Annotated in this window: 14 protein-coding genes; 3 read left to right on the top strand and 11 right to left on the bottom strand. The window is 65.5% G+C overall.

Translation table 11 applies throughout. The annotated features are described in order from the left end of the window. Nucleotides 1–108: 108 nt before the first annotated feature. Complete coding sequence (locus ACI6S0_RS07000) at nucleotides 109–957, bottom strand: ABC transporter permease (RefSeq protein WP_004207367.1); 849 nt, start codon at nucleotides 955–957, stop codon at nucleotides 109–111. A gap of 113 nt (nucleotides 958–1,070) precedes the next feature. Here ACI6S0_RS07000 and ACI6S0_RS06995 point away from each other — a divergent pair, with 113 nt between their 5' ends. Further along, nucleotides 1,071–1,760, top strand: coding sequence for a GcrA family cell cycle regulator (locus tag ACI6S0_RS06995; RefSeq protein ID WP_037519632.1), 690 nt, complete (start codon nucleotides 1,071–1,073; stop codon nucleotides 1,758–1,760). A 52-nt stretch (nucleotides 1,761–1,812) separates the two neighbouring features. Here the strand turns inward: ACI6S0_RS06995 and ACI6S0_RS06990 are convergent, their stop codons facing one another. Both ACI6S0_RS06990 and ACI6S0_RS06985 read right to left on the bottom strand, forming a co-directional pair. Then, a complete protein-coding gene (locus ACI6S0_RS06990; RefSeq protein WP_434405313.1) occupies nucleotides 1,813–2,991 on the bottom strand; it encodes a M48 family metalloprotease in 1,179 nt (392 codons plus the stop codon). A 115-nt stretch (nucleotides 2,992–3,106) separates the two neighbouring features. Then, the gene (locus ACI6S0_RS06985; protein ID WP_037512020.1) at nucleotides 3,107–3,949 is read right to left on the bottom strand and encodes an outer membrane protein; all 843 of its coding nucleotides are present in this window, start codon (nucleotides 3,947–3,949) and stop codon (nucleotides 3,107–3,109) included. 153 nt (nucleotides 3,950–4,102) lie between these two features. Between ACI6S0_RS06985 and parE the strand changes: the two genes are divergently transcribed. Together parE and ACI6S0_RS06975 are read left to right on the top strand one after the other, a co-directional pair. Then, nucleotides 4,103–6,082 (top strand): DNA topoisomerase IV subunit B, encoded by a 1,980-nt coding sequence (gene parE / locus ACI6S0_RS06980; RefSeq protein ID WP_004207372.1) that lies wholly within the window; start codon nucleotides 4,103–4,105, stop codon nucleotides 6,080–6,082. Further along, nucleotides 6,079–7,353 carry a serine hydrolase gene (locus ACI6S0_RS06975; RefSeq protein ID WP_434405312.1) on the top strand — a complete coding sequence of 425 codons (1,275 nt, stop codon included), beginning with the start codon at nucleotides 6,079–6,081 and terminating at the stop codon, nucleotides 7,351–7,353. The genes parE and ACI6S0_RS06975 overlap by 4 nt, the downstream gene beginning before the upstream one ends. A 168-nt stretch (nucleotides 7,354–7,521) precedes the next feature. Here the strand turns inward: ACI6S0_RS06975 and ACI6S0_RS06970 are convergent, their stop codons facing one another. From ACI6S0_RS06970 to ACI6S0_RS06935, 8 genes are all read right to left on the bottom strand, one after another. Beyond that, nucleotides 7,522–8,313 carry a LysR family transcriptional regulator gene (locus ACI6S0_RS06970; protein WP_004207374.1) on the bottom strand — a complete coding sequence of 264 codons (792 nt, stop codon included), beginning with the start codon at nucleotides 8,311–8,313 and terminating at the stop codon, nucleotides 7,522–7,524. Continuing rightward, nucleotides 8,310–8,708 carry a Co2+/Mg2+ efflux protein ApaG gene (apaG, locus tag ACI6S0_RS06965; protein WP_004207375.1) on the bottom strand — a complete coding sequence of 133 codons (399 nt, stop codon included), beginning with the start codon at nucleotides 8,706–8,708 and terminating at the stop codon, nucleotides 8,310–8,312. Before apaG ends, ACI6S0_RS06970 begins: the two co-directional genes overlap by 4 nt. 32 nt (nucleotides 8,709–8,740) lie before the next feature. Next, the gene (locus ACI6S0_RS06960; RefSeq protein ID WP_434405311.1) at nucleotides 8,741–9,949 is read right to left on the bottom strand and encodes a trans-sulfuration enzyme family protein; all 1,209 of its coding nucleotides are present in this window, start codon (nucleotides 9,947–9,949) and stop codon (nucleotides 8,741–8,743) included. Then, a complete protein-coding gene (locus ACI6S0_RS06955; protein ID WP_017502835.1) occupies nucleotides 9,946–10,944 on the bottom strand; it encodes a threonine dehydratase in 999 nt (332 codons plus the stop codon). Before ACI6S0_RS06955 ends, ACI6S0_RS06960 begins: the two co-directional genes overlap by 4 nt. Before the next feature lie 184 nt (nucleotides 10,945–11,128). Continuing rightward, the gene (locus ACI6S0_RS06950; RefSeq protein ID WP_434405310.1) at nucleotides 11,129–11,545 is read right to left on the bottom strand and encodes a hypothetical protein; all 417 of its coding nucleotides are present in this window, start codon (nucleotides 11,543–11,545) and stop codon (nucleotides 11,129–11,131) included. A gap of 85 nt (nucleotides 11,546–11,630) precedes the next feature. Further along, nucleotides 11,631–12,674 (bottom strand): 3-isopropylmalate dehydrogenase, encoded by a 1,044-nt coding sequence (leuB, locus tag ACI6S0_RS06945; RefSeq protein ID WP_374553526.1) that lies wholly within the window; start codon nucleotides 12,672–12,674, stop codon nucleotides 11,631–11,633. A gap of 120 nt (nucleotides 12,675–12,794) precedes the next feature. After that, nucleotides 12,795–13,529, bottom strand: a complete 735-nt coding sequence (gene recO / locus ACI6S0_RS06940) for a DNA repair protein RecO (RefSeq protein ID WP_434405309.1) — start codon at nucleotides 13,527–13,529, stop codon at nucleotides 12,795–12,797. A gap of 38 nt (nucleotides 13,530–13,567) precedes the next feature. Beyond that, a complete protein-coding gene (locus ACI6S0_RS06935; RefSeq protein ID WP_278391456.1) occupies nucleotides 13,568–14,548 on the bottom strand; it encodes a TerC family protein in 981 nt (326 codons plus the stop codon). Nucleotides 14,549–14,600 lie beyond the last annotated feature (52 nt).

The raw sequence follows: 14,600 nt of genomic DNA, 5'->3' as shown, positions 1-14,600 counted from the left end.
GGAGGGCGTCAGCGCCCTCCCCCGACTGCGCCACTGGCTGCTGGCAGCCATGCTGATCCTTGGCGCGATGCTGGCCGTGCCGATCTTTGCGGCCCTTACCTGACGCCGTCAGGCCTTGAGCTTCCAGCCCTTGCGCAGCAGCACATAGCAGAGCAGCGCCAGCCCGGCATTGAGCGCCAGCAGCACCACGCTGCCGACCAGCACATTGCCATCCGCCGCCGCAACGAAGCCATAGCGGAAGCCGGAAATGGCGTAGAAGAAGGGGTTGGCGTGGCTGATCGCCCGGAAGAGCGGCGACAGGCGGTCGATCGAATAGAAGGTGCCCGACAACAGGGTCATCGGCCCGATCACGAAATTGGTGATGGCGGCGGCATGATCGAATTTTTCCGCCCAGATCGACGTCATCACGCCGATGAAGGCGGTCAGGCTGGCGCCCATCAGGCCGAACCAGATCACCGCCCACAGATGCGTCGGCGTCACATGCACGCCGGGCCACAGCGCCATCGCCCCCCACAGCGCCAGACCGACCGCCACCGCGCGCGTCACCGCCGCGCCGACCAGCGCCAGCAGCAATTCGCCCACCGACAGCGGCGGCATCAGATAGTCGATAAGCGTCCCCTGCATCTTGCCCGCCAGCAGCGAGAAGCTACTGTTGGCAAAGGCATTGTTCATCATGCCCATCATCATCAGGCCCGGCGCGATGAAATCGGCAAAGGGCACGCCCAGCACCTGACGGTTCGCCCCGCCCAGCGCGATGGTGAAAATCACCAGGAACATCAGCGTGGTGACAGCCGGCGCCCAGATCGTCTGGAGCTGCACCTTCATGAAACGGCGCACCTCCTTGCGGTAGAGCGCGCGCATGCCGGCCCAATTGACGTTGCGGATCACCAACTCCCCCGGTTCATGGAAGGGAACGGGTGCGGGATGGGCGGCTGCAATTTTGGGCTGGTCGTTCATGATGGGATCGACTATCGGCTGGTCCGTTATGCCGCAAGGGCGTTCTGCGCGGTTGGAAGTCGCGCCTGCATGCCCCATATAGGGCGCATAGCACAGATTGTGAGGAGTTTTCATTGTCCTGGACCGACGAACGTATCGACCAGCTCAAGGCGATGTGGGAAAAGGGCCTGACCGCGAGCCAGATCGCGGACGAACTGGGCGGCGTCAGCCGTAACGCGGTGATCGGCAAGGCGCATCGCCTTGGCCTGCAGTCGCGCCCGTCCCCGGTGAAGGCCAACGAGGCGCCCAAGAAGGCCGCGCCCGCCCGCAAGCCGGCAGCCCCTGCCCCGGAAGCCGAAGCGCCCCGCGCCGCCGCGCCCGTGGCTGCCCCGCCGCCGCCGCCGCGTCCGGCCCCGGTCGCTGCACCGGCTGCGCCTGCCGCACCGGCTGCCGCCGCTGCCCCCAGCGACGCGCCTGCCGCGCCGCAGCCGCGCATCGTGTCGGTCGGCCCCGGCGGCTTCCTGCGCCAGGGCCCCGGTGACCAGCAGGCCCCGATCCCGCCGGCACCGCCGCGCCGTCTGGTACCCGCCAAGCCGAGCGCCGAAATTGCCGGCAAGACGAGCCTGCTCGACCTGACCGAGCGGATCTGCAAGTGGCCGATGGGCCATCCGGGCGAGCCGGACTTCCATTTCTGCGGCGAAGCGGTGAACCCCGGCTTCCCCTATTGCGTCGAACATTGCGGCCGCGCCTATCAGGCACAGCTGCCGCGCGGCACGCGCCGCCCGCCCCCGCCGCTGCCCTTCGGCGGCCCGCGGGTCCGCTGAGCGAAACGAGACAAGGAAGGCCGCCCCACCGGGCGGCCTTTTCTTTTGCCCCCTATTTGCCGACCAGTTGCGGATTTTCCGCCTTCCAGACCATCGCGGCATGGATGCGCCGTTCGACGCTGGGATGGTCGTAGAACAGGATTTCCTCCAGCCGCGAGGGCGATGAGGCGCGATATTCGATCGTCTTGACCAGCGCCTTGGCAAGGCCATCGGGCTCATGCGCGACCTTGAGCGAGAAACGGTCGGCGGCATTTTCATCATAACGGCTGATGCTGTTCATCAGCGGCACCAGGAATATCCCGACCACCGCCGCCACCGCCCAGGCGACTGGCATATGCGCCGGATCGCTGATCGCGCTGCCCGCGCCGAACCAGCGCGCCGCGACCGGATAGAGCCGGTCGACCAGGAAGAAGAGCAGCATCGCCAGCAGGCTCATGCCGCCGGCCAGCCACAGCACATGATGTTCGGCATAATGGCCCATTTCATGGCCCACCACGCCGCGGACCTCGGCCAGGTCGGCGCCGCGCTTGAACATGGTGTCGCTCATCGCCACCCGCGCCGTGCCGAACAGGCCGGAGACATTGGCAGTATAGCGTTCCGACTGCTTCGACCCGTCATAGATATAGATTTTGTCGCCCGGCACGCCGGCACGATGGGCCAGTTCGACCACCGCATCGCGGGTCGGCCCGGCTGGCGCGGGGGTATATTTGTTGAACAGCGGCTCGATCGCCACCGGCGCGATCACCACCATCAGGATGATGCCCAGCACGACCACCAGCCCCGACCAGGCCCACCACCAGCGCGGCGTGCGGCGCATCAGCGCATAGATGGCAACCGCCAGCAACGCCAGCAGCGGAATGCTGATTGCAGTCGACAATATATCCTCGCCCAGCCAGCCGCCGAAACCCTGGTTGGTCAGCCCATAGCTGCGCTCGCGTCCCCAATTGGCATAGATGGACCAGGGCAGTTCGATCAGCCAGTCGAGCAGGAAGAAGAGCAAGGCGGACAGGAACACCGCCAGATTGGGGCGCCGCACATGCACCCGCCGCCCCAGCCGCACCAGCAGGCCGCTGCGCCAGATCAGCGCCATGGCGACCAGTGTCACCAGCATGCCCCAAAGCAGCAGCCAATGCCCGCCCTGGGTATAGGCGATCGCCCGTTCATGCTGGGCCGGCGACAGTGTCGCCAGATAGGCGGCGGTCGCTGCATCGGGGTTGAAACCTGCCGCCATATTCTCGACCTCCCGCCATATCCTGTCGGCGGGAAGCTATGTCGGGCGCGGGATCAGGTAAAGATCACAAGAGGAAAGGGCCGGAGCATCGCCCCGGCCCCTTCATTGCGGCGGATCAGAAGCGGAAGCTGGCGGTCGCCATCAGGCTCTGATTGTCGAACTTGTCGCCACGGTTGATGCTGGTGCCGCCGGATGGCGTGATGATGAAGGGGTTGGTCGCGGGCGCGCTGCCCTGCCCCACATCGACGCGATAGTCGCCCGTGTTATAACGGGTCCAAAGATAGCGGGCGCCGATCGAGAAATTCTGCGCAACCTTGGCTTCGACACCGCCGCCCATGGTGTAGCCCCAGGCATCTTCCTTGCGATCATATTCGGTGAAGCTGTTGGCGGTGTTGCTGGTGTCGAAATGATTCTTCACCTTGGCATAGGCCAGGCCGCCGGTGATGTAGGGCATGACGCCGCCATCGGTGGTATAGCCCAGCCGCGCGCGCAGATTGGCGTTCCAGCCGATCCGCCGGGTCATGGTATAGCTGGCCGGCGTGCTCGAATATTCGGTCACGCTGTCGCTGACATAGGCCTTGCCCGCTTCGCCGACGATGCCCGCGACGATATTGCCGAACTGCCGGTCATAGCCGACATGGCCCATCCAGCCGATCGCATCCTTGTCGCCATTGCAGCCGCTGGCCGGCGTCGCGCCCCGTGCCGAACCGCCGCAGGTGCCGGGCGAAAAGGCATTGGCCCCGGCCGCCGTGGTGACGACATTGTCATAATTGCCGTCCCCGTCCGTGTCGAAGCGCAGATGTTCGCCGCCATCGCCCTTCGACCAGTTATAGCCGAAGGAACCGCCGACATAGGGGCCGGTCCAGTCGACCTTGCCGCTGTCCTGCTGCGCCATTGCCGGCGTCGCCAGGGCGAGCGCCAGCGTGGCGCCGATCGGCGCAAAATGCTTGAATGTCATGAATTTCTCCAGCCTGACCTTGGGAATATACCCTGATGGAGGCAACCGACCGGACGGCCGATTTGTTGCACCACGGCTTGTAACAATTGATTGCTGACGATCGCTTGCGCGCAGCGCTTGCGCCCGACGCCCGGCTGCCTATAGCTTGGCGGAATGTCCGAAGACCTGTTCGCCTCCGCCCAGTCCACCACCTCGCCGGGCTATGACGCCTCTACTATCGAAGTGCTCGAAGGGCTGGAGCCGGTCCGGCGCCGTCCGGGCATGTATATTGGCGGCATCGACGAGCGCGCCTTTCACCATCTCGCCTCCGAAGTGCTCGACAACAGCATGGACGAAGCGGTGGCCGGTCATGCCACCCGGATCGAGATCAGCCTGGAACCGGGCAACAAGTTGACCATCACCGACAATGGTCGCGGCATTCCGGTGGACGACCACCCGAAATTCCCCGGCAAGTCGGCGCTGGAGGTCATCCTCACCACGCTCCATTCGGGCGGCAAGTTCGAGGGGAAGGCCTATGCCACCTCGGGCGGCCTGCATGGCGTGGGCATCAGCGTCGTCAACGCCCTGTCGATCAAGACGGTGGTCGAGGTCGCGCGCAACAAGGAACTGTTCCGCCAGAGCTTCAGCCAGGGCCTGCCCACCAGCGGCCTGGAAAAGGTCGGCGCCGCCCCCAACCGGCGCGGCACCGCGGTCAGCTTCATTCCCGACAGCGAGATTTTCGGCGAGCAGAAATTCAAGCCGGCCAAGCTCTATCGTCTCGCCCGGTCCAAGGCCTATCTGTTCGCCGGGGTCGAGATACGCTGGAAATGCGCGCCCGAACTGATCGGTGACGACACCCCGCCCGAAGCGGTGTTCCAGTTCCCCGGCGGCCTGGCCGACCATCTGAAGGAGCAACTGGGCGACCGCGAATGCGCCACCACCCAATTCTTCTCGGGCAATCAGGATTTTCCGGGCGAAGCCGGCCGGGTCGAATGGGCGGTCGCCTGGCCGCTCTGGTCCGACGGCAGCTATAGCTGGTATTGCAACACCATCCCGACGCCCGATGGCGGCACCCATGAAAACGGCCTGCGCGCCGCACTGGTGAAGGGCATCCGCGCATTTGGCGAACTGGTGGGGCAGAAGAAGGCGAAGGACATCACCGCCGATGACATCATGACGTCATCGGAAATCATGCTGTCGGTCTTCATCCGCGATCCCCAGTTCCAGAGCCAGACCAAGGATCGCCTGACCAGCCCCGACGCCGCGCGCCTGGTCGAAAATGCCGTGCGCGACCATTTCGACCATTTCCTGACCGACCATATGGACCGGGGCAAGGCGCTGCTCGCCTATGTCATCGACCGCATGGACGAGCGCCTCAAGCGCAAGCAGGAAAAGGAGGTCAAGCGCAAGACCGCCACCAGCGCGCGCAAGCTGCGCCTGCCCGGCAAGCTCACAGATTGTTCGAACGACGACCCGGAAGGTGCTGAAATCTTTCTCGTCGAAGGCGACTCGGCCGGCGGATCGGCCAAGCAGGCTCGCGATCGCAAGACGCAGGCGATCCTGCCCCTGCGCGGCAAGATCCTCAACGTCGCCTCAGCAAACACCGCCAAGATATTGGCAAACCAGGAAATTGCCGACATGATCCTGGCGCTGGGCTGCGGCACGCGCAAGGATTGCAACCCCGATAATCTGCGCTACGAACGCATCGTCATCATGACCGACGCCGATGTCGACGGCGCCCATATCGCCACTTTGCTGATGACCTTCTTCTTCCAGGAAATGCCCGAGCTGGTGCGGCGCGGCCATCTCTATCTGGCGCAGCCGCCGCTCTATCGCCTGACTGCCGGCGGCAAGAGCCTCTATGCGATGGACGATGCCCAGCGCGAGGCGATGATGGCCAAGGAGTTCAAGGGCAAGAAGGTCGAGATCAGCCGCTTCAAGGGGCTGGGCGAAATGAACCCGATGCAGTTGCGCGAGACCACCATGGACCCCAAGACCCGCAGCCTGATCCGCATCACCCTGCCCGACGATATCGAGGATCGGCAGCAGGTGCGCGATCTGGTCGAGCGGCTGATGGGCACCAACCCGGCCCATCGCTTCGCCTTCATTCAGGAAAATGCGGCAGCGGTCGATGAGGAAGCGATTGACGCATGAGGCTGCTGGCGGCCGCGCTTGTCCTCATCGGGATGGCGCTGCTGCCGGGTCGCGCCATGGCTGATCCTGCCCCCGCCTTTCGCGCGCGCGCCGCGCAACTGGTGACCATCCTCGCCGGCCCCGGCAACGAATCGGACTTCTTCTCCCCCGTCTTCATCGACGCCATCCCGGTCGACCGCTGGCGCGCGCTCGCCGCCGACCTGCGCCGCCAGCATGGCCGCCCGGTCGCGCTTGGCGCGCTCACCCAGCAGAGCGCAACCGCCGGGCAGATGGAGGTCCGCTACGAACGGGCGATCGTCGCCATTACGCTGGTGATCGCGCCCGATCCGCCCAACCGCGTCGTCGGCCTGCGCATCATCGGCAGCCGCCAGGCCGATGACAGCATGGCCGCGGTGCTGCGCGACATCGCCGCCCTGCCGGGTCGCAGCAGCTTCGCCATCGCCCGGCTGACCGATGCCGGCCCCGTCCTGCTCCAGTCGCACCATCCCGACCAGCCGATGGCGACCGGCTCCTCCTTCAAGCTGACCGTGCTGGCCGAACTGGCGCGTGCGGTACAGGCCGGCGAGCGGCGCTGGAGCGATGTCATGCCGCTCGGCCCGAAAAGCTTTTCCGGCCGGCTGATGGCATGGCCCGATCACGCGCCGATGACGCTGCACAGCCTGGCGACCGCGATGATCGCCGAAAGCGACAATAGCGCGTCGGACACGTTGCTGCTGGGCCTGGGCCGCGACAAGGTCGATGCCATGCGCCAGCGCTTCGGCATAGCCGATCCCCGCAGCCTGCCGATGCTGACCACGGCCGAGGCCTTTGCCCTCAAGATGCCGGCCAATGCCGAATTGCGCCGCCGCTATGAGGCCGGGACCATCGCCGATCGCCGCGCCCTGTTGCGGGATGCCGCCACCCGGCTGACCGCCGCCCATGTCGATGTCGGCACCGTGTCGGAAAATCCGGTGGCGATCGACACGCTCGAATGGTTCGCCAGCCCGCAGGAGGAAATCGCCCAACTCGACTGGCTGCGCCGCAACGGCGGCGACGCCCTCTCGATCATGGCGGTCAATCCGGGCATCGCCCCCGCCAACGCGAAACGCTGGCGCTATTTCGGCTATAAGGGCGGCAGCGAACCCGGCGTCATTGCGATGAACTTCCTGGTGCAGGCGCAGGACGGCCAATATTACGCAGTCAGCGGCGCCTGGAATGATCCGGTCGCCCGCGTCGACGAAGGCCGCTTCGTCATGCTGATGACGCGCGCGCTCAACCTGCTCGCCGACTGATCGCCCGGTCCGGCGCCTGTCCTACACGCCGCCGATCCTCTATACATGCCCGATGGGACATGGACGACGCTCGCAACAATCCATCACCAGTTGGACATTTAATGTCAAAATGCGCGGGAAATATGCGAAGTTAAGCGGACCAAATCCTATTTTCCTGGCCCCGCCGGGTCAGGCCGTGAGCGCCTCGACCAGCGCCTTGACCTTCTTCTGGCGCCATTGCGGCAGCGGGGCGATCAGCCAGTAGCTGAGCATCGTCGGCAGGGCATCGCCCACCTTGCGCACCCGTCCATTCTCGATATCCGCCTGCGCCAGCAACAGCGGCACACTCGCCCGGCCAAAGCCGTTCGCCGCCGCCTCGATCGCCAGCCCCGCATCCGCCACCCGGATCGCGGCAGGCAGGTCGCCCGAGGGGCAGCCGGGCCATTCGATCCGCTGCTCCGGCCCGCCCGCCGCCGCTTCCACGGTGACGAAGGCGGTTTCGCCGATCTTGATGCCCTCATGCTCGCCCGCACCATCGGTCAGGCGCAGCGCCAGGTCCAGATTGGCCTCGGTAAAGTCCAGCGCCTCGTCGGCAGCGACCAATGAGAAGGTCAGGCCGGGCTGGCTCGCGGCATAGGCGGCCAGGCGCGGCTGCAGCCATTTGGCGGTGATGTCGCGCGGCGCCGCGATCGTCAGCGACGAACTGGACTGGCCCGCCTGCATCGCCCGCACCGCTTCCTCGAACTCCAGGAAACCGGCACGCAGCGCTTCCAGCCCCGCTTCGGTCTCGGGCGTCAGTTCCAGCCCCTTGGGCGTGCGGCGAAACAGCACCACGCCCAGCATATCCTCCAGCGCGCGGATCTGCTGACCGACCGCCGCCGGCGTCACCGCCAGTTCGTCGGCGGCGCGGGTGAAGGACAGGTGTCGCGCCGCGGCATCCAGCACGCGCAGGCCGTTGAGCGGCAAATGGGTCCGCTTCATTCGGCCACCGCCGGCGCGATCAGCGCGAAATGGGGAATGGTCACCTCGAACGTCTCGCCATCGGAACCGATCATCGTATAGGCGCCGCGCATCGACCCCGTCGCCGTGTTGAGCGGGCAGCCCGACACATAGTCATAGCTTTTGCCCGGTTGCACCACCGGCTGTTCCCCGATCACGCCTTCACCCTCCAATTCCTGCTGAATGCCCCGCCCATCGGTGATGATCCAGTGACGGCTCAGCAGTTGCACCGGCTGTTCGCCCTGATTTTCGATCCGGATATGATAGGCCCAGAACCAGCGCCCCCGGTCCGGCTCCGACTGTTCGGGCAGGAAAGTCACGGCGACATGCACGATGATGTCCCGCGTCGTCGCGTGCAGGGGGAACAATGCGTTCATATCTCCCGCATGCGCCTCCCTGCCCGGTTCCGTCAACGCCCTATCGTCTTGAGCGCCTGGTCGAAGTCCGCGATCACATCGTCGGGATCTTCCAGGCCGACGTTCAGGCGCAGCATATCCTCGGTGATGCCGACTTCCAGCCGGGCTTCCTCGGCCATGCCGAAATGGGTGGTCGATGCCGGATGGGTCATCAGCGAACGCGAATCGCCGATATTGTTGCTGATGTCGACCAGTTCCAGCGCATTGAGCAGGCCATGCGCCTCGGCCCGGCCGCCGCCGACATAGAGCGAGAAGATCGGCCCGGCCGCGTCCATCTGCTGCATCGCCAGCGCATGCTGCGGATGGCTCTCCAGCCCCGGATAATTGACCTTGGGCAGGCGGGTTTCCAGGAACTGGGCAACCTTGAGCGCATTCTCGCTCTGGCGGCGGATGCGCAGGTCCAGCGTCTCCAGCCCCTTCAGCACCACCCAGGCGTTGAACGCGCTGAGCGTCGGGCCGGTGTTGCGGTGGAAGGGCAGCAGCACATTGTCGATCCAGTCGCGGCTGCCACAGATGGCGCCGGCCAGCACGCGGCCCTGCCCGTCCATCATCTTGGTCGCGCTATAGGCAACCACGTCGGCGCCGAACTCCATCGGCCGCTGCAATGCCGGCGAGGCGAAGGCGTTGTCGACAACGGTGGTGATGCCGCGTGCCTTGGCGATCGCGCAGACGGCGGCGATGTCGACCACGTCCATGGTCGGGTTGGCCGGCGTCTCGAAGAAGAAGACCTTGGTATTGGGCTGTGCCGCCGCTTCCCAGGCGGCAACGTCGCTGCCGTCGATCGTCGTCGTGGCGATTCCGAACTTGGGCAGCAGCGTGTCGACCAGCCAGCGGCAGGAGCCAAAGGCCGCCTTGGCCGCGACGACATGGTCGCCGGCCGACAGCTGGCACAGCAGGGCAGCAGTCATCGCCGCCATGCCGGTCGCGGTGGCGCGACAGGCTTCGGCGCCTTCCAGCAGGGCGATGCGCTGCTCCAGCATCTCGACAGTCGGGTTCTGCAGCCGGCTATAGGTCATGCCCTGCTGTTCACCGGCGAAGCGCGCGGCAGCGTCTTCGGCCCGGTCGTAGCAATAGCCGCTGGACAGGAACAGGGCCTCGGACGTCTCGCCATATTCGGTGCGCGCGGTGCCGCCCCGGATGGCCAGCGTCGCCGGCTTCCAGTTCTTGGTGATCTCAGGGTTCTGACCGCTCTTCCGCTTCATATCGCCTTCCGCATATCCGTCGTGACGCGCGGCGTTTCGCCGCCCAATATCTGTGCCATCTGGCTCATGTCGCCATTACCGCCCGACAGGATAACCGCAACCTTCTTGCCGCGCATCTGCTCCTTTTCCTGGATCAGCGCGGCCAGCGCCACCGCACCGGCGCCCTCGGCCAGATTATGGGTGTCCTGCCAATAGATGCGGATGGCGTCGGCCACCTCGTCATCGGTGACGCCGACGAAACGGTCGGCGCGCGGCCCGAAATAGTCGAGCGCGGCCTGGACCGGGGTGCAGACAGCAACGCCATCGGCAAAGGTATAGGCGGTCGGACTGGTCAGCAATTGCCCTGCCTCGAACGAGCGTTTGGCGGCATCGACATGGGCGGATACGACGCCGACGACCTTGGTCTTGAGGCCCAGCGCATCGCGCGCCGCGATCGTGGCGCACAGGCCCGATCCGCAACCGACGGGGACATAGACGGTGTCGAGGTCCGGCACAGCATCGAACAGTTCCAGCCCATAGCTGGCGACGCCCCGTACCAGTTGTTCATGATAGGCCGGGACCATGAACAGCCCCTGCTCGGCGGCCAGGCGCACCGCCTCCGCCTTGGCGCTGTCGAAATCATGGCCATGCTCGATCAGGGTCGCGCCGAATGCCCGCATCGCCGCATTCTTTTCCAGCGCATTGCCATGGGGCACGACGATCGTCGCCTGCAGACCGGCGGCACGGGCCGCGCGCACCTGCGCCTGGCCATGATTGCCGCGGGTCGCGGTGATGATGCCCGTCACCTCGGGGTGGGTGCGGCGCAACCAGTCGATATAGGTGATGGCCCCACGCACCTTGAAGGCGCCGGTCGGCGTATGGTTCTCATGCTTGACCCAGGTTTCGACGCCGATCCGCCCGGCCAGCAGCGGCCAGGCATATTGCGGGGTCGGCGGCACCTGGTCATGAACCATGGCGGCGGCGGCACGAAGGCTGGGCAGGGAAAAGTCGTCCATGCCGCTGCCTAGCTGGCGCGTGGAACAGCCGACAGGACCGATATGCGCGAATTGGCCCCCTAGAGCCTGATCGTTTGAGGCGGAAGCGCCTTGCGCTTCCACCGATAGCGTGAATCAGGCTCCATTCTTGGATGCTAGACCTTGATTCACGCTTCAGGCAGATTCAGCCTGAAGCGATCAAGGTCTAGGCGGCCCTGCGCACCCTGCCCTCGATCAGCGGATGCAGATGCGTCTCTTCCCACTCCATATGGTCATAGAGCATGTCCTGCAGCCCCAAGGTGCCCCGGCGATAGCCATCCCAGTCAGCCATGATCTGGGCAGGCGTCCATTGCTTGATATGGTCGCTATAGCGCAGGAACAGCGCCACCATGGTGCGGCCATGCTGATGCACGACCGGCTCGGCTTCCATCGCCAGCGGCCCCTGGCGCAAGCCCCGCGCCAGCATGTCCTCACGCCCCATATGGTCGCGGAACAGCTGGGCGAAGCGGATGCGCCAGCGGGTCAGAAGTGCCATGTCGCGGACGTCATCGTCCATCATGCTGGCAAAATCCCGCATCATGCCCCGCAGGACATGATGGTCTTCAATCAGTTCAGTCGGCATTTGCGTCCCCATTCACCGCTCATATCGACCGGAAACGAAGAAACTTTACGTTCGCGTCATGCAAATGCGACGAACCGAAGCGGAATTAAAGCGCCGCGAGGACCGCGTCGCCCATCTCCACCGTGTTCATCGTGCCGCCCAGATCCGGCGAACGGGCACCGTCGGCGAGCGCCTTGGCCACCGCCGCCTCGATCCGGTCGGCCGGCTCGGGCAGGTTCAGCGAGTAACGCAGCATCATCGCCGCCGACAGGATGGTCGCCAGCGGATTGGCCTTACCCTGGCCGGCAATGTCGGGCGCGGACCCGTGGATCGGCTCATAGAGGCCCTGGCCGCCGCCGTTCAGCGTTGCCGATGCCAGCATGCCGATCGAGCCGACACACATGCTCGCCTGGTCGGACAGGATGTCGCCGAACATGTTGCCGGTGACGATGACATCGAACTGGCCGGGATTGCGGACCAGCTGCATCGCGGCATTGTCGACATACATATGGGTCAGGGCGACGTCGGGATATTCGGCCGACACCTCGATCACCACGTCGCGCCACAGCTGGCTGGTCTCCAGCACATTGGCCTTGTCGACCGAACAGAGCTTGCCACGACGGGCACGCGCCGCCTGGAAGCCGGCATGGGCGATGCGGCGCACTTCGGCTTCGTTATAGGACATGATGTCATAACCTTCGCGCAGGCCATCGGTGGTGGTGCGCATGCCCTTCTCGCCGAAATATACGTCGCCATTGGTTTCGCGCACGATCAGCAGGTCGATCGAGCCGGCCACTTCGGGCTTCAGCGCGCTCTCATGCGCCAGTTCGGGGAAGACCTTGGCCGGGCGCAGGTTGGAGAAGAGGCCCAGTTCCTTGCGCAGGCCCAGGATCGCCTGTTCCGGGCGCAGATGACGCTCCAGCGAGTCGCAGTCGGGATCACCGACCGCGCCGAACAGGATGGCATCGGCGCGCTTGGCAATGTCCAGCGTCTCGGGCGGCAGCGGGTGGCCGACCGCCTTGTAAGCCGAACCGCCGACCAGACCCTCTTCATAGGTGAGGCCGTCGATCGCCAGCGCATCAAGCACGCGCTTCGCCTGCGCGACGATCTCGGGGCCGATACCATCTCCAGGGAACAGGGCGATCAACATGGGAAACCTCTTTCTAAATCTCTGCCGGCACGGTTCCGCGAAAGAAAATGGCCGCCGCTGCCCGACGGGCGAACGGAGAATGCGGAAACGGCGCGCCCGCCCTTGCAAAAACTGCGCGCGTTACGCAACCGCTCTTTTCAGCCGATCCACCAGTCTTTCGCGCGCGGCCAGCACATCGGCCCGCCTTTCGGTCAGCACCGACCGCTCCAGGAAGAAGCCGGTCAGGCGCAATCCATCCATGATCTGCGGCCACTCCCCGGCCCCGCCCTGCAACAGGAAAGGCGGCAGCGGCAGCAGGCGCGCCTCATAGCCTTCCGCCCCGGCCCGGCTGACCGCCGCCGCGCTGCGCGGGCTGACAAAGGCCAGCTCGTCGGCGGTGCCGGTGGCGGCGCAGCGGCTCAGATCAAGGCCGAAACCCAGTTCCGCCAGCAACAGCAATTCGTAGCGGACCAAAGCCGCCGCCCAGCCGCGCGCCGCCGGCGCCGCCTCGACCGCGCCAAGCACGCCATCGAGCGCTTCGTAAAGCGTCGGATAGGGCGTTCCCTCCGGCAAAGCCGCCGCCGTCAACGCGCAGGCCCAGTCGATCGCCGCCGCCGGCAATGGCTCGCCCAGCAGGGGCGCGCGGCTATGCTCCAGCTCGACCGTCAGGCTGGCCAGTTGATCCTCGGTACGGGCGCGAAACTCGGCCATCACGGCATTGCCCGGCAGCAGCACCGGACGCAACGCCCGCGACCGTCCGCCGCGCACATAGCCCGCGACCAGCCCATGATCGGGCGTCAGCAGCCGCGCGACCGCGCCATGTTCGCCATGGGCGCGCAGCGCGCAAACGATGCCGGATGTGATGAGGACGGGCATGACGCCTTCCTATCGACGATCCGGCATTCGTGCCAAATCTAATGTTGCGGCTGCGCCTCGCCACGGGTGCGCCACAGCGACAGGCCGATGCCCGCGCCCAATACCCCGGCCGTCACCAGCAGGGAAAAGGCCGGCGGGATCTTCTCCAGCCCCAGCGCATCGGCCAGGAAGATCTTGGCGCCGATGAAGATCAGCACCACCGACAGCGCATATTTGAGATAATGGAAGCGGTGGACCGCCGCCGCCAGCGCAAAATAGAGCGCGCGCAGGCCCAGGATCGCGAAGATGTTGGAGGTATAGACCAGATAGGGATCAGTGGTGATGGCGAAGATCGCCGGCACCGAATCCACCGCGAAGATGACGTCGGCAATCTCGATCATCACCAGCGCCAGGAACAGCGGCGTCGCATGGAGCAGCGGCTTGCCACCCGGTTCGGCCGGCTGGCGCACGAAGAAATGATCGCCCTCCACCCGGTCGGTCACGCGCATGTGACGGCGCAGGAAGCCGAGCAGCCGGTTCCCCTCCATCGTCTGTTCCTTGCCCACCGTCCACAGCATGCGGATGCCGGTGAAGATCAGGATCGCCGCGAAGAAATAGAGCGCCCAGGAGACATTCTGGACCAGCGCCGCGCCCAGCCCGATCATGATCGCGCGCAGGACGATGACGCCGATGATGCCCCAGAACAGCACCTCATGCTGATAGCGGCGCGGCACTTGGAAGAAGGAGAAGATCATCGCGATGACGAAGACATTGTCGAGCGCCAGCGATTTTTCGACGACGAAACCGGTCAGATAGGCGACCGCCGCCTCCTGCCCCATCTGCCAGGCGATCCAGCCGCCAAAGGCGAGGCCAATGGCGATGTAGAAGCCGGCCAGCTTCACGCTCTCGCGCACGCCGATCTCGCGCTGCTTGCGATGCAGCACGCCCAGATCCAGCGCCAGCAGCGCGATGATGATCGTCAGGAAGAGCGCCCACATCCAGATGGGCTTGTCGAGAAAGTCGGTCGTCAGGAAATCCATGATGGGTCCGTGCTGCAAAGATGCAGGTCAAGCGGACGGCATGGCTCCCGGT

The sequence above is a fragment of the Sphingobium sp. DN12 genome (assembly GCF_051058005.1).
GTDB lineage: Bacteria > Pseudomonadota > Alphaproteobacteria > Sphingomonadales > Sphingomonadaceae > Sphingobium > Sphingobium yanoikuyae.
This window is presented reverse-complemented; position numbering and strand designations above follow the sequence as displayed.

Coding starts and splice junctions, on each gene's coding strand:
- parE (WP_004207372.1), top strand. CDS start 4,103: ATGTCCGAAGACCTGTTCGCCTCCGCCCAGTCCACCACCTCGCCGGGC.
- ACI6S0_RS06970 (WP_004207374.1), bottom strand. CDS start 8,313: ATGAAGCGGACCCATTTGCCGCTCAACGGCCTGCGCGTGCTGGATGCC.
- ACI6S0_RS06955 (WP_017502835.1), bottom strand. CDS start 10,944: ATGGACGACTTTTCCCTGCCCAGCCTTCGTGCCGCCGCCGCCATGGTT.
- recO (WP_434405309.1), bottom strand. CDS start 13,529: ATGCCCGTCCTCATCACATCCGGCATCGTTTGCGCGCTGCGCGCCCAT.
- ACI6S0_RS06985 (WP_037512020.1), bottom strand. CDS start 3,949: ATGACATTCAAGCATTTTGCGCCGATCGGCGCCACGCTGGCGCTCGCC.
- ACI6S0_RS06960 (WP_434405311.1), bottom strand. CDS start 9,949: ATGAAGCGGAAGAGCGGTCAGAACCCTGAGATCACCAAGAACTGGAAG.
- ACI6S0_RS07000 (WP_004207367.1), bottom strand. CDS start 957: ATGAACGACCAGCCCAAAATTGCAGCCGCCCATCCCGCACCCGTTCCC.
- apaG (WP_004207375.1), bottom strand. CDS start 8,708: ATGAACGCATTGTTCCCCCTGCACGCGACGACGCGGGACATCATCGTG.
- ACI6S0_RS06975 (WP_434405312.1), top strand. CDS start 6,079: ATGAGGCTGCTGGCGGCCGCGCTTGTCCTCATCGGGATGGCGCTGCTG.
- ACI6S0_RS06935 (WP_278391456.1), bottom strand. CDS start 14,548: ATGGATTTCCTGACGACCGACTTTCTCGACAAGCCCATCTGGATGTGG.
- leuB (WP_374553526.1), bottom strand. CDS start 12,674: ATGTTGATCGCCCTGTTCCCTGGAGATGGTATCGGCCCCGAGATCGTC.
- ACI6S0_RS06950 (WP_434405310.1), bottom strand. CDS start 11,545: ATGCCGACTGAACTGATTGAAGACCATCATGTCCTGCGGGGCATGATG.
- ACI6S0_RS06990 (WP_434405313.1), bottom strand. CDS start 2,991: ATGGCGGCAGGTTTCAACCCCGATGCAGCGACCGCCGCCTATCTGGCG.